The organism is Pandoraea vervacti (assembly GCF_000934605.2).
Classification (GTDB): Bacteria; Pseudomonadota; Gammaproteobacteria; order Burkholderiales; family Burkholderiaceae; genus Pandoraea; species Pandoraea vervacti.
Genome location: NZ_CP010897.2, coordinates 3,219,957 through 3,239,712 on the forward strand (window position 1 = coordinate 3,219,957; position 19,756 = coordinate 3,239,712).

A 19,756-nucleotide genomic window follows, 5' to 3' on the forward strand; every position below is an offset into this window, starting at 1 on the left:
TCCTGATGCTATCTAACCGTGAAGTTAGAGGACGCTCTTGCCGCCTGCAATTCCATCTTTTCCGGATTGCACGGGAACAGCGCAGTTCGACCGGTTAGCGCCGAACCCACCGCCCACCTGAGCGACCTCCGTCTCGCTCAACTCAGCGAGCTTGCCTTTTTCAACGTCCATGTTCTCACCCGGCTTCGCGGGCTGAAGGTCCTTTTCCATTCTCACTCCTACTGGTCTATCGGCTTGCCGCGCAAACGCACGGCGCCGCTGCCGACTTGGTGCCGAGTCAGCGCCGGCACAATGGACTTTCGGCCATTGCACGCCGGAGCATGGTGACCAAATGAAAGCTGCGCATTGGACTTTAGTCCTATGTGGGATGGGGGCGCGGAGCGTTCGTTGGGGAACTGCGTTTTATTTGGCGAGTGTTTGCAGGAAATTGCGGGACCCGGTGAGGCCCGCGAAAGCGATGCCAAAGCGGGAGGTGGTACGAGGAACAAATCATTGACGTGTCGACGGCGAGGTAGTCGACACAAACGCAGCGCCGCCGTGTGCCGGTTAGACCGGGAGTCGCACGGGGCGCTGCGCCTGCTGCGCTTGTTTATCGGGTGCCAGGACGCTGGGTGGGACCGAACCGCGCGTTGTTGGAGTTAGGGGTAGCGACGGGGACAGCTCGTCCCCCAAAAGACTCCCCGAATCCCCCGCTAACCTGAGCCATCTCGCCCTCGGTCAACTCAGCGACGGTGCGCTTGTCAACTTCCGTCGAGTCTCCGAGCTTCCCCGGTTGAAGTTCCTTTTCCATTCTTACCTCTATTGGTCTATCGGCTTTCCGTGGCGTAGCACGTGGCCGCTACCGACATGGGGCCGAGTCGGCTCCGGCGCAATGAATACACCCATTGCGTTTCCGAGCGTAGCGGCCAAATGGAGGCACCGCATTGGACTTTAGTCCTATATGAGCCGGGTGTCCGAGGCGGCTTTCTTCCGTAAGCCGCGCCATGTGCATAAGGAGGTTTGACGATGCGAATCAAGACCCAAGGCCAAGAACTGACGGTCAGGGTTGTTGCGGTCGAAAGGCCGGGTTACATCGGCATCACTTCGACACCACCGTTAAAGCTGGAAGTTGTCGCCCGAAGTGCGTTGGGCTCAACCGCTACGAGGCCTGCGCCCTCATAGACTACCCGCCACATTCGCACTAGATTTCCGCCTCGACTAACCTCTGCTACGAGCTGGTGCTATGCACTCAGTCAGCAATGCATCCGATCCGCTTTCCGCCCTCATCCAATGAAGTAGCCCCAATCGCCTGCCCCGCTGCCGACGTCGACTGCTGCGCGTGGAGCCGAGCATCTTATCAACACAATTTTGACTTTTCGTATCCAAATGGATACACTCATAAATGTACATCATCAACCAGACAAGAGAGTTTCGAAGTAAAGGCTCGAGGAGTACCGTCTTGATGCGAGGAGAGTATGTGGGTACTTTTGCGTCCACCAAATGAAATGGTGGGCACAAAAGTGGACAAGGTTTTGAGTGTGGCTGTGGAAGCGGTACCTTACCGACGAGCGAATTTCCCAATGGAGTTCAAGCGCGCGACGGTCGAGGCAACGTTAAGGCCAGGTGCGTCGGTTGCTTTGACAGCGCGCAAGGCAGGCATCAACGCCAACTTGTTATTCAAATGGCGCCGGCATTATCTGGCTGGCGCTTACGGTGATGTCACACCTGAGCTTGTTACTCGCCAGAGTTCCGCGGCTTCGGTGACCGAGTTTGTTCCCGTGACGATCACGAAGGCTCTCGTTGGCATCGCCACGCCGACGGCAGACCAAGCAGTCCCGACCTCACGATGTTCATCGAGGCACGAGGGGAAGATCGAGTTGGTGATGCGTGGCGGCACAATGCGCTTCGATGGTCCGCTGAGTTTGGAGTTACTGCGCGAGTTGATTTCGGAGCTACGCACATGATCGGGTTGCCCTCGAACACGCGTGTGTGGATCGCCGCTGGCGTGACAGATATGCGCTGCGGCTTCAATGGTTTAGCTGCCAAGGTCGAGTCGGTGCTGCATAAGGATCCGTTCTCGGGGCACATCTTCCTGTTTCGTGGTCGTCGTGGTGATTTGCTCAAAGCGCTGTGCTGGAGCGATGGCGGATTGTGCTTGCTGGCCAAGCGGCTGGAGAAAGGTCGCTTCGCGTGGCCACGGGCCGATGGTGGTGTCGTGGCACTCACCACTGCGCAGCTCTCACTCTTGCTTGAAGGGTTCGATTGGCGCGAGCCCATCGACGCGGCTCGCCCACGCAGTGCGAGATAACGTATTTTTTGGGAGATATCCGATAGGCAGCGGGCGCACTGGACGATAGGCTTACGTCATGAGCTTCTCCCGCGCCAATCTGCCTGACGACATCGATGCCCTCAAGGCGTTGGTGTTGGCTAGCCAGCAGGTTTTGCACGAGCGCGAAATACAGCTCGCCGCGCTGCAAACGCGCCTCACATCGCGCGAGCAAGAGATTGCGCATTTGAAGCTGCTCATCGACAAGCTCAAGCGCATGCAGTTTGGACGAAAATCCGAGAAGCTCGCACGCCAGATCGAACAACTCGAGCTGCGTCTGGAGGACTTGCAAGCCGCCGAAGGTGCCACCGAGGCTGCCACGCCGATTAAGTCCCAAGTAAAAGTCCGATCCGAGCGCCAGGCGCTGCCAGAACACCTTGCGCGTGAAGAGCGCGTCTACCTACCCGAGGCCGAAGATTGCCCGGCCTGTGGCGGCAAACTCAAGCCGCTGGGAGAAGACGTCTCGGAGCAGCTCGAATACGTGCGAGCGCACTTCCGTGTGATTCGCCACCGCCGCCCCAAGCTCGCTTGTGCGTGCTGCGACACGATTGTGCAGCAGCCGGCACCGAGTCGCCCGATTGAGCGTGGCGTGGCTGGCCCCCATCTGCTCGCGCACATCATTACCAGCAAATTCCTCGATCACCAACCGCTGTACCGCCAGCAGGCGATCTATGCCCGTGACGGTGTGGAACTCGAGGCCGGGCAGATGGGGCATTGGCTGGGGCGCGTGAGCTGGTTGTTAAATCCGCTGGTGGATGCTGTGCGTGCCTACGCGCTGGGCGGCACCAAGGTCCACGGCGATGACACACCATTGCCGGTGTTAGAGCCCGGGCGAGGTAGCACCAAGACTGGACGGCTCTGGGTGTACGTGCGTGATGACCGGCCGTGCGGCTCCCATGAGGCACCTGCCGTTTGGTTTGCTTACACGCCTGATCGACGGGGCGAGCACCCACAGCGACATCTGGCAAGCTTTAACGGGGTGCTGCAAGCCGATGCGTTTGCCGGTTACGCGCCACTTTATGAAAACGACAGCATCCGCGAAGCGGCGTGCATGGCGCACGCGCGACGCAAGATCTACGACCTGCATGCGGTACGCCCCAACGCCATTACAGAAGAAGCTCTGCACCGCATCGGCGAGCTATATCGCATAGAAGCCGAAATCCGGGGCAAACCACCGGACGAGCGACGGCAAGTGCGACAGGCACAGGCTGTACCTCGGCTCGAAGCGTTACGGCAGTGGTACGAATCAGTGCTGCCAACACTCTCTGCGAAGTCCGACACCACCCGCGCGATTCAGTACTCCCTGAACCGCTGGCCCGCGCTCGCCTATTACTGCGAGGACGGGCAGGCGGAGATCGATAACCTGATTGCCGAGCGTGCGCTGCGCGGCGTGGCGATTGGCCGCCGCAATTATCTGTTTGCCGGCGCCGACTCGGGCGGTGAGCGTGCTGCGGCGATGTACAGCCTGATCGGCACGGCACGCTTGAACGGCATCAACCCCGAAGCCTACCTCGCCTACGTGCTCGAGCGCATCGCCGATCACCCGGTCAATCGGATCGACGAGTTGCTGCCATGGAACGTGGCGCAGCAACTGCCTGACATCGCCAAGATCGAACCCATTCGCTAACCGCCATTTACCGCCGCGTCAACAACCCGATCTACGGTACACATCGAGCGCTTACGTTTCGAACGTGGCTTGGTAAGCTGAAAGATGTAACGGGCAGAGCCAAGATCGCGCTGCGCATTAGGCGCGCCGAGGCCGGGAACTTTGGAGACTCCAAGTCGCTCGGCGGTGGTCTGTGGGAAATGCGCATCGACCACGGGCCGGGATACCGCGTGTACTACGGTAGAGATGGCGAAATCACTTACTTGCTGGTTTGCGGAGGCGGCAAGTCAACCCAACAGGCGGACATTGCTCGCGCCCGGGATTTTTGGAACAAGGTCCGCATGGAGTCGCTGAAATGAGTAGAACAGACATCACTCGGTTTGACGCGTCGGAGTATCTCGATAGCGATGAAATGATCGCCGAGTACCTCAACGCGGCGCTTGAAGAGAATGACCCAGCGCTTTTTCTATCCGCGATTGCCGATGTGGCCAAGGCGAAAGGCATGACGCAGGTGGCACTAGCCGCCGGCCTTGGTCGAGAGAGTTTGTACAAGGCGCTATCACCCAATGCTCAACCCCGATTCTCCACAGTATTGCGAGTCATGCACGCGCTAGGCGTAAAGCTTTCGACAGTCCCTGACCGCGCGGCGCACGCATAAAAGAGATACTTTCAACCGCTTATTTCCCCCGCACCCAAGGCCATACGAAAAACGCTTGCCAAGCCCGCCACGTGCCAACGCGTAATATGCGCTGAGGAGCCATTGTCTCTAGATTTGATTGGTACGAAATTCTTGGGGCAGGTCAGTGCGTCACGGCTGGACGTAGACAGGGCGAACAGTGCTTCGCCCTTGTCCACTGCCGGAAGCATCTTCAGGAGTTCGATTGCCCGGGAGGACAACGGTACATTTCGCGCCGTACCGTTCTTGGTCATAGGTAAGCGCGCGAACTTGCCCTTGTAGTTCACCGAGGAAGCTGTGAGGGCTAGGATTTCGCTGGAGCGCATGGCGGTTTCTATCGCGAAGAGAAATGCCACGGCTACACGCTGCATCGGCATTTCTACCGGCAGTCCCTCTTCGTAGCCCATACTCGCAAGCAAAGCGTCGATTTCCTCCTGCGAAATCAAGCGCTCGCGCCCCGGCGCATCCGGCGGTCACCAGCCAGCCCCACTCCTTCCTGGCCACCAGAAACGCATGCGACATCAGAGACATTTCGCGCGAGGTCGATGATCCTGAAACTTCGCGCATCCGGGCATCGTGCCACGCAGCAATATGACTAGGCCGTAGATCCGCTAGCTTGATCTCCGCAAACTTCCGCCCACCGATCTCCTTACTACCAATCAACGGCAAGCGCAGCCTCTCCCACCTTGCCCCGCGTTTTGTCGGACTAACCTTGAGTTCATACTCTCGCAGCACGTCACCAACGGTGAGCGTCTTACTGCCAAAACCATCCGCGATAGATCGCAGCTCCGTCTCACGCTTCGCGCTCCACGCTAACGCAGCAGCCTTCGTGTCAAACGTGCGACTGTCCCGCACGCCGTTCTGTTTTACCTGCGCTCTCCAACCGCTGGAAGTCTTCGTAATCGATGCCATTTCTTGGGGCCGCTTTGGGGCCCCAATGGGGCCGCTTTGGGGCCCCAATGGGGCCGACCCATCGATTTTAGGTTTGAAGATGTGAGGTTTTGCGCGCCGGAAGAACAATCGGAATTCACGCAAAAAACCCCGCCAAGCCTTACAGGCAGGTCGTTTGCGAGATATTGCGGGAAGAAGTAAGACCTACAAAACCGATGCCAAAACGGAAAGTTGGTGCGAGGAAGGGGACTCGAACCCCTACACCCTTTCGGGCGTCAGGACCTAAACCTGGTGCGTCTACCAATTTCGCCATCCTCGCAGCCCGTGGGCGTCGCTTCCTTGTAGGTACGACGTCCCGGCATCGGGTCGACGGCGTGCTTGCGTCCTGTCGGACATGAAAAAGGGCGACTTGTCGCCGCCCCGCTGCACGCGTCAAAGCAGGCGCGTATTCTACATGAACCACTATTGGCCGGCAATCTCCCTGCGAGGCGAGTCGCTGCATCCGTCCTTCTCGCCGCCCAATGCTAGAATTCGCCCCAATTCATGGCATTTGCCCCACTGCGCTTCTGCGCGCCGCCTGACGGGCACCTGACCAAACCGATACCCCATTCGCATGCAACCCCACGAGACCGCCGATAGCTCCCCCGGCTCCCCCGCCAACCCCGCTCAGGCCAACGAATACTGCCGCCAGAAAGCAGGCCCCCCCGGCTCCGCGCTCTATTACGCTCTGCTTCAACTGCCGCCGTCCAAACGCGACGACGCCTACGCCGTTCACGCCTTCTGCCAGGAAATTACCGATATTCATTCGGCCGTCCACGATCCCGGTGTCGCGCACGCCAAGCTCGACTGGTGGCGCCAGGAACTCGCACGACTGTTTGACGGGAAACCGGCACACCCCGTCACACGTGCACTCGCCCCCGTCGTCAAGCGTACCGGCCTGTCGCGCGAAGCATTCGAGGCTGTCATGCATGGCGCCGAGATGGACCTCTCGCAAATGCGCTATCTCGATTTCGCAGGACTCACGCACTACTGCGACGCCGCCGGCGGCGCCCCCGCCGAACTCGCCTCACACGTCTACGGCTTCGACGACCCGCAAACCCCTGCCCTCGCCCGCGCCCTGGGCCATGCCATCACGCTCGGCCGACGTGTGACGGACGCCGGCGTCGACGCGCGTGCAGGCTACGTCTACTTTCCCATCGACGAACTGCAACGCTTCGGCGTCACCGCCGCCGACATCCAGAACGGCAAATACTCGCCTGCCTTCGTCGATCTGATGAAATTTCAGCACGCCCGCGCACACGAGGCGATTTCGGCAGCCGCTGCCGCCATCCCCAAAAAGGATCGCCGCAAGCAACGTCCGCTGCTCGCCCTCGCCTCGCTGCAACTGGCCCTGATGGATGAAACCGCCGCCAGCGACTATCAAGTGCTCCACCAGCGGATCGACCTCACGCCCCTGCGCAAATTCTGGAAAGCATGGCGCGCACGATAACTCTCGCCTGACGCCTCAGACCGCGTGCCTGACGCGTCATGCTTCGCGCCTTACGCCTTACGTATCACGCATTAGGCGTCGGGGTATCACGCCTCACGCCTCACGCCTCACGCCTCACGCCTCACGCCTCACGCCTCACGCCTCACGCCTCACGCCTCACGCCTCACGCCTCACGCCTCACGCCTCACGCCTCACGCCTCACGCCTCACGCCTCACGCAATCGAATCCTGACGCTCACGAAGGTTCCCACTCAAACGCGCAAGACATCCAACGGCTTGAATGCGCCGCCAAGCACGGGCTGAGGATTCAAACCCCACCAGCGTTGCAGCACCGTGGCGTAGATGTCGCGGAAATCGACGGCGAACGGTAAGTTGCCGTTGCCGTCGAGACGGTCCAGTCTGGGCACCTCGCCGTACAAACCACCCCGTACGCGTCCACCCGCAATAAAGTGCGGCGCGACCGTGCCATGGTCCGTGCCGTTGCTCTGGTTCTCGCGTGGACGCCGCCCAAACTCCGCATACGTGACGATCATCGTCGATTGCCACCGATTCAACTCGGTCAGCCCCGCACGCAACGCCATCATCCCCTGCGACAACTGACGCAGCAAATTCGCCTGCTGCCCAGGCTGATTCCGATGCGTGTCGAACCCATTCAGCGTCAGGCGCAACACCGCCACACCACGCCCTGGCTGCGGCACGCCCGTCGGCGAATCCGCCGCAGCCACCACCTGCAATGCCGTCCTGACCACATTGCCGAACGCGCCCGGCGGCATCGGTGTGCGCAAAACATATTGCCCCTGCCTCGGACGCAAACCGTCGGCCGCCTTCACGATGTCGTTCTCGACACGCAACACATGCGCCAACGCAGGGTTGCTCACCTGCGATGCATTCGCCGATGCCAGATTCGCGTCGCGCAAGAACTGCGCCGGATTCGTCAACGTCACGGCGCGTGCGCCCCCGCTCAAGGGCCCAAGTTCCGCACTGCCGACGATCACGCCGTCCGCGTCGAAACCGGCCGGCACGGCCTGCTCGGCAAATGCCCGCGACAACCAACCGTCGCGCAAGTACTCGTCTGAGCGCGACGCCGTATTCCATATCTCGATCGAGCGGAAATGCGACAGGTTTGGCTGCGGATAACCCACCCCCTGCACGATCGCCAACTCCCCGGCCTGCCACATCGGCAACAACGCACGCATCTCCGGGTGCAAACCGCTGTGCTCGTCCAGTTGCACCACCTGCTCGCGCTTGATGCCGATATTCGGGCGCAAACTCGCATACATCGGGTCCGCAAACGGAATGACAGTGTTCAGCCCGTCATTGCCCCCCTTGAGTTCGACGAGAATCAGCAAGTTGCCGTAGTTGCTTCCGGTGCCCGGCAGTATTCCGGACAAGTCTTTCGCTGCGGCCAAGACCGGTGCCGGGGCCAGCCACGCCGCCCCCAATCCGCCCGCGAAAGCCAGAAAATCGCGACGACACATCTTCTGCATCACACACCTCGCATAGCTGCCCCCGCACCGTCGTGCTCGCGGGGCGCACCTCAAAAACACACGCATACATCCTGCCACTTCCGCCCGCGACGTCAGCGAGCATCGAAGTCCCTTCCCGTCAGACCGGTTCGTCCGTTCCCAAAGGTCCGGACGAAGCCCCCGCCAGATGCTCGGCCTGGGACGATGTCGCATCCCCACCGATCACGGCGAGACCGACCGGCATACCGGGCTCGCATCACTTCAACTGGTACGCCGGGTCCATCAGCAACGCTTGCAGAAATGCGGCACTGTTCACGCCAGGCGCTTGCGGTGCGGCCGGCGCGAGCGGCAACACGGCCCGCTGCAACGCCTCGCGCGCCGCAACATCCGGCACGTCGACCGGCCCCAATGCATACGACCCCAGCCAGCGAGACAAGTCGAAACGCACCCCCGCCACCGTTCGCGGCATCGGCTGTGCCGCACGCAGCGCCGTGCGCTGTACGCCGGCGTACGTCTGCATCGAGGACATCGAGGAAGGCCCGCCTGCATTCGCGCTCTCCGTTGCGCGGAACATCCGCTCGACGAACTGTTTGCGCGCGAGCAGCGTGGTGCTGTCAATCCAGGCATCGCCGCCGGGCCATCCCTTCACGTTCGGTGGACGAAACAGGTCTTGCCCCAACACGCGCATTTGCTGCGCCAACAGTTGGGGATCGTCATAGCCGATGTCGAACTCGCGCACCGTGTCCGTCACGAACTCGGACGGCGATTTGACCAGCGTGCCGCGAACGCGCATGTCCCAGAACGTCGGCGTAAGCAGCAAGGCGCGCATCGCCACGCGTATGTCGTAACCGCTGGCGCGAAACGCATTCGCAACGCGCCCGAGTTGGGCGGTGTCTGGCACAGGCGATACAAACTCGCGCCACAATTTGCCAACGACGAACGTCGCGGTCTCCGGATGCGCCAGCAGGATATCGAGCACCTGATCGCCATCGAAGTCCCCCGTGCGACCCAGCACGGTTTTCTCGCCGGTGTCGTGCACGTTGGGACGCCAGACGAACGTCATCGTCGTGCGCTCGATGCTCCAACCGGTATAGGCGCGCGCGGCTTCGCGCACATCCTGCTCCGTGTAATGCCCTTCGCCGAGCGTGAACAGCTCCATCACTTCTCGTGCGAAATTCTCGTTCGGCCGCCCCTTTCGGTTCCCGTCGCCATCCAGATAGATGAGCATTGCCGGATCTTTCGACACCTCGTGCAGCATCGTGCCGAAGTTGCCCAGCGCATTGGCGCGCAGCAGGACGTTCTGCCGGTAGAGTACGACCGGTTCACGCACCTTGTCTCCGCTGGACACGAAGTGGTTGTGCCAGAACATGGTCATGCGCTCGGTGAGCGGCGAGGGTGTCGTCGCCATTTCCTGCGCCCACCACGCGCTCAGCGACGCCGCCATGCGATTGCGGCGTTCGTTGAGCGCGCGACGCTCATCGGCCGTCATGTTTTTCGTAGCCGGCCCGTAGAGCGGAGGATCCTGTGCCCAGACGGGCGCCGGTGTCACGGCCGTGCGCCGCGCTTGCGCCAACAGCCTGTCGACCGCTTGCGCCCGCGTCAGGCCGACGAACGGCGCCAGCTCGCGTGCGTCCGGCGCATAGCCTGTGCGCGTGAGGAGATAACGCGCGTCGTCAGGCGTCAGAACACGGGCGGATGGATCGACAACGGGTTGCGCGGACCTTGCCGCTTTGGCCGGCGTCGCATGGGATGCCTGATTTCCGCCCGGATAACGGGATTCCGACGCCTGCGCCATCGGCGCTGCCAGCGCCCCGATCAACGCGAGGCAGGCGAGCCCGCGAACCATCCGGACCGGCCGCGCAACGCGCAGCATTGGCGCAGCGCTCGAATCCGAGGCGCAAAAAAAGCCAGCGTCGGCAGAGGCTGGCGGATGTCGTTTCGGCTTCATGGCACGCTCGCGTCAAAGTAGCGTCACTGGCGTTTTCGGAAGAAGCGTGTGGGGGCATTCCCATGGCGACGGGAAAGCGCGCGTCGTGTCAGTGACTATATAGTTCACGCACGGCATCTTGAATGTGTTGACGCAGCAAGCGCCGATCATCCGCGGACATATGACCATTGGGACGGCGCCCAGGCGGCGGATTCTGCAATTCGTCGCTACGGCGATCGGCTTGCGGATCGTTCGGCGACGTCTTCCTGGCGGGATTGCGCGGCGAAGGTGCGGCGGGGGCGGTGTTCTGCATCCGGAGCGCGCTGGCATCCTGTGACTGCGTGCTGAAATGCGCCGTGGGACGGGCATAGGTCACGCCCAGGTGTCCCCAGAGCATGATTCCCCCGAACAGTAGCGTAAACTCAGCAGCCCATCTCATCTTGTGCGTATGTCCTTCATGCCATGCGGCTGTTTTTGCCCTGGCAGGGGTGCAAGTGTACCCACTGCCTATGGTCAGCGCACAAGCCGTAGGGTAAATTGTGTAACCCTTTGTAACCCGCTTTGGCGGCCTCCTCAGTTCGCAACATTTCGGGCTAAGATACACGGCATGGAAAACAAAAACTCTCCCAAAATTCTGGTTGTCGACGACGATCCGCGCCTGCGCGACCTGCTGCGTCGTTACCTCGGGGAACAGGGTTTCAATGTCTTTGTGGCCGAAAATGCCACGGCCATGAACAAGCTTTGGGTGCGCGAGCGCTTCGATCTGCTCGTGCTCGACCTGATGCTCCCCGGTGAAGACGGTCTCTCTATTTGCCGCCGTCTGCGTGGCGCGAACGACCGTACGCCAATCATCATGTTAACGGCCAAAGGCGAGGATGTCGACCGTATCGTCGGACTCGAGATGGGCGCAGACGACTACTTGCCGAAGCCGTTCAACCCGCGAGAGCTCGTCGCCCGCATTCACGCCGTGCTGCGTCGTCAAGCACCGCCCGAACTTCCCGGTGCGCCCAGCGAAACGATGGAGACGTTCGAGTTTGGCGATTTCGCCCTGAACCTCGCCACCCGCACGCTCACGAAGAATGGCCAGGAAATCGCGCTCACGACCGGCGAATTCTCCGTCCTGAAAGTCTTCGCGCGCCACCCCCGTCAGCCGCTCTCGCGCGAAAAGCTCATGGAACTCGCACGCGGGCGCGAATACGAAGTCTTCGACCGAAGCCTCGACGTGCAGATCTCGCGCCTGCGCAAGCTCATCGAGCCGGACCCGGGCAGCCCCCGATTCATTCAGACGGTGTGGGGCCTCGGTTATGTGTTCATCCCGGATGGCGGCGCGTGATCCGCCGTCATCACGTCTCAAGCGATACAACGACGTCGGTCGCGCTCCCTTCGCGCACCGGCGTTGTGCCTTGCCTCAGATTGCGCCCCCTATCGTTCACCGTGGCTCGCCTGCGCTTGCGCCACTGCGCGCCGCAAGCCTTCCGACACGCACACGCCACGCATTAGACGGAGCCACCCATGCATCCGATCCGGATGGTACGCGGGCTCTTCGGCGGTCTGTTCTGGCGTACCTTTTTCCTCATTGCACTGCTCATCGGTGTCAGCCTCGCGGCCTGGTACCAGAGCTTCCGCGTGATCGAACGCGAACCCCGCGCGCAACGCGTCGCGCAGCAACTCGTGTCCATCGTCAAGCTCACCCGCACCGCCCTGCTCTATTCGGAGCCAGACCTGCGGCGCGCCCTGCTCCAGGATCTGGAGAGCAACGAAGGTATTCGCGTCTACCCGCGCGAGCCGGCAGACGCCGTTGAGAAGCAACGCGGCGGCGTGGTGCAGGACCTGATCGTGCGCGATGTTCAGCGACGCCTGGGCACGGACACCGTCATCGCTGCATCGGTCAATGACATTCCCGCCATGTGGATCAGCTTCAAGATCGATGAAGACGACTATTGGGTCGCGATCGAGCAAGACCGCATCGACACGGCAACGGGTCTGCAGCTGTTCAGTTGGGGCACGTTCGCGCTGGCGCTCTCGCTCATCGGCGCGGCCTTCATCACCGCCCTGGTGAACCGCCCGTTTGCGCGACTGGCCCACGCGGCACGCGCGATCGGCGAAGGCCAGCGCCCCGATCCGTTACCGGAGCGCGGCATGGGCGAGGCGGCCGAGGCCAACCGCAGCTTCAATCAGATGGTCGAGGAGCTCGACCGGCTCGAAGCCGACCGCGCCCTGATGCTCGCCGGCATCTCGCACGATCTGCGCACGCCGCTCGCGCGACTGCGGCTGGAGACGGAGATGAGCCCGTCGGACGAATCGGTCAAGCGCGACATGATCAGCGACATCGAGCAAATGGACGAGATCATCGGCCGCTTCCTCGATTACGCACGTCCGGCCTCGCGCACGACCCAATCCGTCGACCTGTCGGACATCGCCCGCGATACGGCTGCCAACTTCGAGGGACGCGACGATCTGAACCTCAGCGTCGATCTGGCCGACTCGGCACCGGTGCTCGCCGAGCGCACGGACCTCAAGCGCCTGCTCACGAACCTGATCGAGAACGCACGCAAGTACGGGCGCGACGCGCAATCCGATATCGCCAACGTTCACATTTCGACCCGCGTGCTGGGCGAGCGCGTCGAAATGCGCGTGCGCGATACCGGCCCCGGCATCCCCGAGGAACAACTGCACCTCGTCTTCCGTCCCTTCTATCGTGTAGATACCGCGCGCACGAAGGCAGACGGCACCGGCCTTGGCATGGCGATCGTCCAGCGCATTGCAACGCGCTACAAGGGCCACGCCTCGCTACGCAACGTTCGCCCGGGTTCCGGCCTTGAAATCATCGTGTCATTTCCGCTTGCTAAATAAGTGTTTGATGTGATCTCGCGAAAATTTGGCTATGCTCAAGGCTTGGCTACACGCCAGAGCGCAAAATCCTATCGACGGGATTTGTTTTAACTATCCCCCGCATAAAATAAAGCTATTGCTATCGACGCATCGATAGCGTATACTGCTTTGGTTGACCGGGATCGCGTGAACCCGGTCAGTTGCCAGTTGCGATGTCCTTGCGATGTCGCGACATAAACCGCACTAAATTTAGGAGTAATCGATGAAGACTGTCGGCGATAAACTCGAAGCGTTCTCGGTCCAAGCGGCCAAGCCTGGTTTCAACAACCACGAAGAAAACGGCGTGTCGGCTTTCGAAACGATCACGGAAGCTTCGTTCCCGGGCAAGTGGAAGATCATTTACTTCTACCCGAAGGACTTCACCTTCGTGTGCCCGACCGAAATCGTGGAATTCGGCAAGCTGGCCAACGACTTCGCAGATCGTGACGCAGTGCTGCTCGGCGGCTCGGGCGACAACGAATTCGTGAAGCTGGCATGGCGCCGTGAGCACAAGGACCTGAACAAGCTGAACCACTACTCGTTCGGCGACACGACCGGTGCGCTGATCGACCAGCTCGGCGTGCGTGACAAGGAAGCCGGCGTCGCCCTGCGTGCAACGTTCATCGTTGACCCGGACAACGTCATCCAGCACGTTTCGGTGAACAACCTGAACGTCGGCCGTAACCCGGAAGAAGTCCTGCGTATTCTGGACGGCCTGCAAACGGACGAACTCTGCCCGTGCAACCGCGCGGTTGGCGGTGCAACGCTGTAAGCGTCGTCTCGAAGCCCGCGAAAGCGGGCTTTTTCAGCCCAAAGCAATAGGAGAAATTTATGGAATTCCTCGCCGCGATTAAGGCACAGATCCCTGACTACGCCAAGGACATCCGTCTGAACCTCGACGGCACCATTGCCCGCTCCTCGCTGGAAGGCAACGATGCCGTGGGTGTGGCTCTGGCCGCTGCGTTCGCCGCCAAGTCCCAGCCGATCGTCAAGGCGATCCGCGAGGCCGGCGTGCTTGCCCCCGAAGAACTGGAAGGCGCGTTGACCGCCGCCGCGCTCATGGGCATGAACAACACCTGGTATCCGTATCTCGAGATGGCCGATAACGCCGAGCTCAAGAACGAGAAGGCGCAACTTCGCATGAACGGTTACGCCACGCGTGGCGGTGTCGATCAGCGTCGCTTCGAGATGTACGCGCTGGCTGCATCCATCGTGGGCAAGTGCCACTTCTGCGTGAAGTCGCACGCCGAGCTGCTCGCCGAGGAGCACAAGATGAGCACCGCGCAATTGCGTGACGTCGGCCGTATCGCCGCTGTCATCAACGCCGCGGCTCAGGTGCTCGCTGCCGAGGCTTGATTCGGACTGAGCGGGCCACGTGCCCGACGGCCGCGACGACGCGCGCCGTCACAACGAAAAACGGCGCCACCGGAGGATTCCGGTGGCGCCGTTTTTTCGTACTTGCGTCGGTTGCATGGACGGACAGCGACTTGCGCCGTCCGCCTCGCCCCGCCCCGTGGGCGTCAGCGACCGATCAGCAATGCGGCCGCTTGCGCTTCGATCCCTTCCTGACGCCCAAGATAGCCGAGCTTCTCGTTCGTTTTCGCCTTCACGTTCACCTGCCCCACCGAGACCCCCAGCGCATCGGCAATCGACTGCGTCATGGCGGCAATGTGTGGCGCGAGCTTCGGCGCCTGCGCGATCACCGTACAGTCGACGTTCACGATCTCGTACCCCTGTTCGCGCACGCGGCGCATGGCTTCCTTGAGCAGGACGACGCTGTTCGCGCCCTTGAACGTCGGGTCCGTGTCCGGAAAGTGACGGCCAATGTCGCCGAGCGCCGCAGCGCCAAGCACAGCATCGGTGATGGCGTGCAGCAGCACGTCGGCGTCCGAGTGGCCAAGCAGGCCGCGCTCGAACGGAATCGTCACGCCGCCCATCACGAGCGGGCGTCCCGGCACGAGGGCGTGGACATCGTAGCCCTGCCCGATGCGAAGCTTGGCCAACGAAGCCAGAGATACTGGCGAGACAGCTTGTTCAGTCATTTATATGGAGTCGTCAGATGCGGAAATACGATGCGTCGGTCCCGTCAGGCGCAAGCGCCTGACGCGAGACGCTCAGGCCGGCTTTGCCGTGCCGAGGAACGCCTCGGCCAGCGCGAAATCTTCGGGGTACGTCACCTTGAAATTGCGCAGGCTACCGCGCACGAGCTTCGGCGCGTGACCAATGCGCTCGATCGCGCTGGCCTCGTCCGTCACTTCGGCGCCCGCCGCCAGTGCATCTTCCAATGCGCCACGCAGCATGCCGAGACGGAACATCTGAGGCGTTTGCGCCTGCCAGAGTCCGTCACGCGACTCGGTGGCGCCAACGCTTGCCAATCCGTCTTTCTCGGCCGGGGGCGTCTCCCGCTTGAGCGTATCGGCCACGGGCAACGCCAGAATACCGCCGACCGGATCGTCGCGCAGCGCACCGACGAGCGTGCGAATGAGTTCGGGCGTAATCCCCGGGCGCGCAGCGTCATGCACGAGCACCCAGTCGCTGTCCTGCGCACCGAACTCGGTGAGCGCCTGAAGGCCGCCCAGCACCGAAGCGTGGCGCGAGGCCCCGCCGCAGCGACGTACGGCAAAGCGCAAAGTGCCGAAGCGCCGCCCGTCGAAGTGATTATCGTCCGGCGCGAGGACCAGCAAGGTCTGCGCAAATTCGGAGCAAGCATCGAACGCGGCGAGCGCATGAGCAAGCATGGGAAGGCCGCCAACGCTTCGGTACTGCTTGGGCACTGCGGCCCCGGCGCGTACACCGGCCCCGGCGCACGGGATCACGGCAAAAAGTCGGTCGCTCACGATAAAACGCAGGTAAGGAGAAAGCAGGGATTTTATAATAGACGCTGACTGTCACGGGGCCCCATGCGAATGGAGCCCCGTGCTTTGCCATTTCTGCAACGTTTTTCCTATGCCCTCCGCCAACGCCTTATCCCGTAGTACCGTGCCTGTGCCGCTCGTGAAAGCGGGACAGCGTTACGCTTTTGCCGGCTCGCACGCATCGAGCGACGCCCTGCTCATCGCCCGCTACTTCGAGGAAAATCGCGAGCGCCTGCCGCTGCTCGCCGTCGTGTGCGCGCAAGCCACCGACGCGCTGCGTCTGCAGCAGGAGCTCAAGTGGTGCGCGCCCGAGTTGCGCGTGCGTCTGCTCCCCGACTGGGAAACGCTCCCTTACGACACCTTCTCGCCACATCAGGACCTGGTCTCCGAGCGTCTCGCCACGCTGCACGATCTAGGCGAGAAGCGCTGCGACATCGTGCTGGTGCCCGCCACCACCGCGCTTTACCGCATGGCGCCGGCAAGCTTCATGGCGGCCTACACGTTCTTCTTCACGCAAGGAGAACGGCTCGACGAAGCGCGTCTGAAGTCGCAATTGACGCTCGCCGGCTACGAGCATGTCAGTCAGGTGATGCGCCCGGGCGAGTATTGCGTGCGCGGTGGGCTGATCGACCTCTATCCGATGGGCTCCGCCCTGCCTTATCGCCTGGATTTGTTCGACGACACGATCGACAGCATTCGCGCGTTCGACCCCGATACCCAGCGCAGTCTCTATCCGGTCAAGGAAGTGCGTCTGCTCCCGGGCCGCGAATTCCCGTTTGACGAAGCCGCCCGCACGGCCTTTCGCGGCCGCTGGCGCGAAGTCTTCGAAGGCGACCCGAGCCGGAGTCCGATCTACAAGGACATTGGCAGCGGCGTGCCCTCCGCGGGCATCGAGTACTACCTGCCGCTGTTCTTCGAAGAGACCGCCACGCTCTTCCACTATCTGCCCGAAGACGCGCAACTCGTGTTCGTCGGCGATCTCGACGCAGCCATCAGCCGCTTCTGGAACGACACGCGCCAGCGATACAACTTCCTCTCGCACGACCGCGAGCGCCCGGTATTGCCGCCGGAGCAACTGTTCCTGCTCGATCAGGATTTCTTCGCGATTGCCAAGCCGTTCGCGCGCCTGACGCTGCCCACACCGGGGGACGGCAGCTGGGCGATGGCCTTGCCGCCGCTCGCGATCAACCGTCGCGCCGACGATCCGCTCGCCGCGCTGCGCGCGTATCTTGCCCGCACGCCCGCCCGCGTCCTGCTGTGCGCCGACTCGGCGGGCCGTCGCGAGACGCTGCTGCAACTGCTGCATGACAACGATCTGCGGCCCGCGAGCGTCGAATCGCTGGAAGATTTCCTGACGTCGGACAAGCGCTTTTGCATCGGCGTCGCCCCGCTTGCGGCGGGGTTCCTGCTGCCCACGGAAGACCTCGCATTCGTTACCGAGAACGAGCTTTACGAAGGCCTGGCGCGTCGCGCGGGCAAGCGTCGCCAGGAACAGGCGACCTCCGTCGACTCGATGGTGCGCGATCTCGCCGAACTGAAGATCGGCGACCCGGTCGTGCACAGCCAGCATGGGATCGGCCGTTATCACGGGCTCGTCAGCATGGATCTGGGCGAAGGCGAGACGGAATTCCTGCACCTCGAATACTCGGGCGACAGCAAGCTGTATGTGCCGGTCTCGCAATTGCATCTGATCTCGCGCTACAGCGGCTCGGACCCCGACACCGCCCCGCTGCACTCGTTGGGCTCCGGTCAGTGGGAGAAGGCCAAACGCAAGGCCGCGCAACAGATTCGCGACACGGCGGCCGAGTTGCTCAATCTCTATGCGCGCCGCGCCGCACGATCGGGCTACGCGTTCGAGCTCTCGCCGCGCGACTACGAGAAGTTCGCAGACAGCTTCGGTTTCGAGGAAACGCCGGATCAGGCCGCCGCCATCGCCGCCGTGATGAGCGATATGACGAGCGGCCGCCCCATGGACCGTCTGGTCTGTGGCGACGTTGGTTTCGGCAAGACGGAAGTGGCGTTGCGCGCCGCCTTCATTGCCGTGCTCGACGGCAAGCAGGTCGCCATTCTCGCGCCGACGACGCTGCTCGCCGAGCAGCACGCGCAGACCTTCTCCGACCGCTTCGCCGAATGGCCCGTGCGCATTGCCGAACTCTCGCGTTTCAAGACCACGAAGGAAGTGAATGCGAGCGTAAAAGCCATCAACGAAGGTCAGGTCGACATTGTGATCGGCACGCACAAGCTGCTCTCGAACGACATTCAGTTCCAGCGGCTCGGCCTCGTGATCATCGATGAAGAACATCGCTTCGGCGTGCGTCAGAAGGAAGCGCTCAAGGCGTTGCGCGCCGAAGTGGACATGCTCACGCTCACCGCCACGCCGATCCCGCGCACGCTGGGCATGGCGCTCGAAGGCCTGCGAGACTTCTCGGTCATCGCCACCGCGCCGCAGAAGCGGCTGGCGATCAAGACGTTCGTGCGCCGCGAGGAAGACGGCGTGATCCGCGAAGCGATGCTGCGCGAGCTCAAGCGCGGCGGGCAGGTGTACTTCCTGCACAACGAAGTCGAGACCATCGAGAACCGCAAGGCTCAACTCGAAGCGCTCGTACCGGAAGCGCGCATCGTGGTCGCCCACGGCCAGATGCACGAACGCGATCTGGAGCGCGTGATGCGCGACTTCGTCACTCAGCGCGCGAACGTGCTGCTGTGTACGACCATCATCGAGACGGGGATCGACGTGCCGACGGCCAACACGATCCTGATGCATCGCGCGGACAAGTTCGGTCTTGCCCAGTTGCACCAGCTTCGCGGACGCGTGGGCCGGTCGCACCACCAGGCCTATGCCTATCTGCTCGTGCACGATCCGAAATCGCTCACCAAACAAGCGCAGCGACGCCTGGAAGCCATCCAGCAAATGGAAGAACTGGGCGCCGGCTTCTATCTGGCGATGCACGATCTGGAAATTCGCGGTGCCGGTGAAGTGCTGGGCGACAAGCAATCGGGCGAGATCCACGAAATCGGCTTCCAGCTTTACACCGACATGCTGGCCGATGCCGTGAGCGCGCTCAAGGCCGGTCGGGAACCCGACCTCACCGCGCCGCTGGCCGCGACGACGGAAATCAATCTACACGTCCCCGCGATCCTGCCGAGCGATTACTGCGGCGACGTGCAGGAGCGTCTCTCGCTATACAAGCGGCTGGCCAACGGCACGCACACGGACGCCATCGACACGATTCAGGAAGAGCTTGTCGACCGCTTCGGGAAGCTGCCGCAGCAGGCACAGGCGCTCATCGAGACACACCGCCTGCGTCTGCTGGCCAAACCGCTGGGCATCATCAAGATCGACGCCAGCGAAGACGCCGTGGCATTGCAATTCGAGCCGACGCCCGCCGTCGACCCGATGCGCATCATCGAGCTCGTACAGAAACATCGCCATATCAAGCTCGCCGGGCAGGACAAGCTGCGCATCGAAGCCAGGCACGCGCAACTGACCGACCGTGTGCGCGCCATCAAGGAGACCCTGCGCGCCCTGGGGTCGCCCGGCGCGAAGGCGGCATGAACCGCCCACGGAAACGAAATCGGCAAAACGCGGTGTGCACCGCAGCAATTGCCCCCCATTCCCTTTCGCGCACGTCCGGGCAAACCCTCGCCCGGCGTGCCTTTTCCCGCGAGGC

17 protein-coding genes and 1 tRNA gene are annotated in these 19,756 nt (G+C 62.2%); 11 read left to right on the plus strand and 7 right to left on the minus strand.

Translation table 11 applies throughout. The features are described from left to right. Positions 1–24: 24 nt before the first annotated feature. Positions 25–210 (minus strand): hypothetical protein, encoded by a 186-nt coding sequence (locus tag UC34_RS14115; RefSeq protein ID WP_044456051.1) that lies wholly within the window; start codon positions 208–210, stop codon positions 25–27. Between the two features lie 1,244 nt (positions 211–1,454). Here UC34_RS14115 and tnpA point away from each other — a divergent pair. From tnpA to UC34_RS14145, 5 genes are all read left to right on the plus strand, one after another. Continuing rightward, on the plus strand, positions 1,455–1,943 hold the full coding sequence (gene tnpA, locus UC34_RS14125; RefSeq protein ID WP_084070255.1) for an IS66-like element accessory protein TnpA: 489 nt from the start codon (positions 1,455–1,457) through the stop codon (positions 1,941–1,943). After that, positions 1,940–2,287: an IS66 family insertion sequence element accessory protein TnpB gene (tnpB, locus tag UC34_RS14130; protein ID WP_044453173.1), complete on the plus strand. Its 348-nt coding sequence runs from the start codon at positions 1,940–1,942 to the stop codon at positions 2,285–2,287. Before tnpA ends, tnpB begins: the two co-directional genes overlap by 4 nt. 58 nt (positions 2,288–2,345) lie before the next feature. Continuing rightward, positions 2,346–3,932, plus strand: a complete 1,587-nt coding sequence (gene tnpC / locus UC34_RS14135; RefSeq protein WP_044453172.1) for an IS66 family transposase — start codon at positions 2,346–2,348, stop codon at positions 3,930–3,932. A gap of 104 nt (positions 3,933–4,036) precedes the next feature. Next, on the plus strand, positions 4,037–4,270 hold the full coding sequence (locus UC34_RS14140) for a type II toxin-antitoxin system RelE/ParE family toxin (RefSeq protein ID WP_335645762.1): 234 nt from the start codon (positions 4,037–4,039) through the stop codon (positions 4,268–4,270). Further along, entirely contained in the window at positions 4,267–4,569 is a 303-nt protein-coding gene (locus tag UC34_RS14145) for an addiction module antidote protein (protein WP_044456054.1), read from the plus strand. Before UC34_RS14140 ends, UC34_RS14145 begins: the two co-directional genes overlap by 4 nt. A gap of 11 nt (positions 4,570–4,580) precedes the next feature. On the opposite strand, the gene UC34_RS25850 is transcribed toward UC34_RS14145, so the two are convergent. Together UC34_RS25850 and UC34_RS14155 are read right to left on the minus strand one after the other, a co-directional pair. Continuing rightward, positions 4,581–5,033, minus strand: a complete 453-nt coding sequence (locus UC34_RS25850) for a tyrosine-type recombinase/integrase (protein ID WP_072617479.1) — start codon at positions 5,031–5,033, stop codon at positions 4,581–4,583. Between the two features lie 677 nt (positions 5,034–5,710). Continuing rightward, a tRNA-Leu gene (locus UC34_RS14155) sits at positions 5,711–5,797 on the minus strand. A 294-nt stretch (positions 5,798–6,091) separates the two neighbouring features. On the opposite strand from UC34_RS14155, the gene hpnD reads away from it, so the two are divergent. Continuing rightward, the gene (gene hpnD / locus UC34_RS14160) at positions 6,092–6,967 is read left to right on the plus strand and encodes a presqualene diphosphate synthase HpnD (RefSeq protein WP_044456055.1); all 876 of its coding nucleotides are present in this window, start codon (positions 6,092–6,094) and stop codon (positions 6,965–6,967) included. 250 nt (positions 6,968–7,217) lie between these two features. Here hpnD and UC34_RS14165 read toward each other — a convergent pair whose 3' ends face one another. Both UC34_RS14165 and UC34_RS14170 read right to left on the minus strand, forming a co-directional pair. Continuing rightward, positions 7,218–8,444, minus strand: coding sequence for a DUF1501 domain-containing protein (locus UC34_RS14165; RefSeq protein ID WP_044458188.1), 1,227 nt, complete (start codon positions 8,442–8,444; stop codon positions 7,218–7,220). A gap of 244 nt (positions 8,445–8,688) precedes the next feature. Further along, a complete protein-coding gene (locus tag UC34_RS14170) occupies positions 8,689–10,278 on the minus strand; it encodes a DUF1800 domain-containing protein (RefSeq protein WP_418303943.1) in 1,590 nt (529 codons plus the stop codon). A 688-nt stretch (positions 10,279–10,966) separates the two neighbouring features. On the opposite strand from UC34_RS14170, the gene ompR reads away from it, so the two are divergent. From ompR to UC34_RS14195, 4 genes are all read left to right on the plus strand, one after another. Next, positions 10,967–11,692: an osmolarity response regulator transcription factor OmpR gene (gene ompR / locus UC34_RS14180; RefSeq protein ID WP_010808867.1), complete on the plus strand. Its 726-nt coding sequence runs from the start codon at positions 10,967–10,969 to the stop codon at positions 11,690–11,692. Between the two features lie 179 nt (positions 11,693–11,871). Beyond that, positions 11,872–13,212 carry an ATP-binding protein gene (locus UC34_RS14185; protein WP_157123193.1) on the plus strand — a complete coding sequence of 447 codons (1,341 nt, stop codon included), beginning with the start codon at positions 11,872–11,874 and terminating at the stop codon, positions 13,210–13,212. Between the two features lie 241 nt (positions 13,213–13,453). After that, the gene (locus tag UC34_RS14190) at positions 13,454–14,002 is read left to right on the plus strand and encodes a peroxiredoxin (protein ID WP_044456056.1); all 549 of its coding nucleotides are present in this window, start codon (positions 13,454–13,456) and stop codon (positions 14,000–14,002) included. 59 nt (positions 14,003–14,061) lie between these two features. Beyond that, entirely contained in the window at positions 14,062–14,586 is a 525-nt protein-coding gene (locus tag UC34_RS14195; protein WP_044456057.1) for a carboxymuconolactone decarboxylase family protein, read from the plus strand. 164 nt (positions 14,587–14,750) lie between these two features. Here UC34_RS14195 and ispF read toward each other — a convergent pair whose 3' ends face one another. Both ispF and ispD read right to left on the minus strand, forming a co-directional pair. Next, positions 14,751–15,272, minus strand: a complete 522-nt coding sequence (ispF, locus tag UC34_RS14200; RefSeq protein ID WP_044456059.1) for a 2-C-methyl-D-erythritol 2,4-cyclodiphosphate synthase — start codon at positions 15,270–15,272, stop codon at positions 14,751–14,753. Positions 15,273–15,344: 72 nt separating this feature from the next. Continuing rightward, positions 15,345–16,067: a 2-C-methyl-D-erythritol 4-phosphate cytidylyltransferase gene (gene ispD, locus UC34_RS14205; RefSeq protein WP_044456060.1), complete on the minus strand. Its 723-nt coding sequence runs from the start codon at positions 16,065–16,067 to the stop codon at positions 15,345–15,347. 109 nt (positions 16,068–16,176) lie between these two features. Here ispD and mfd point away from each other — a divergent pair, with 109 nt between their 5' ends. Further along, entirely contained in the window at positions 16,177–19,641 is a 3,465-nt protein-coding gene (gene mfd / locus UC34_RS14210) for a transcription-repair coupling factor (protein WP_044456062.1), read from the plus strand. Positions 19,642–19,756 lie beyond the last annotated feature (115 nt).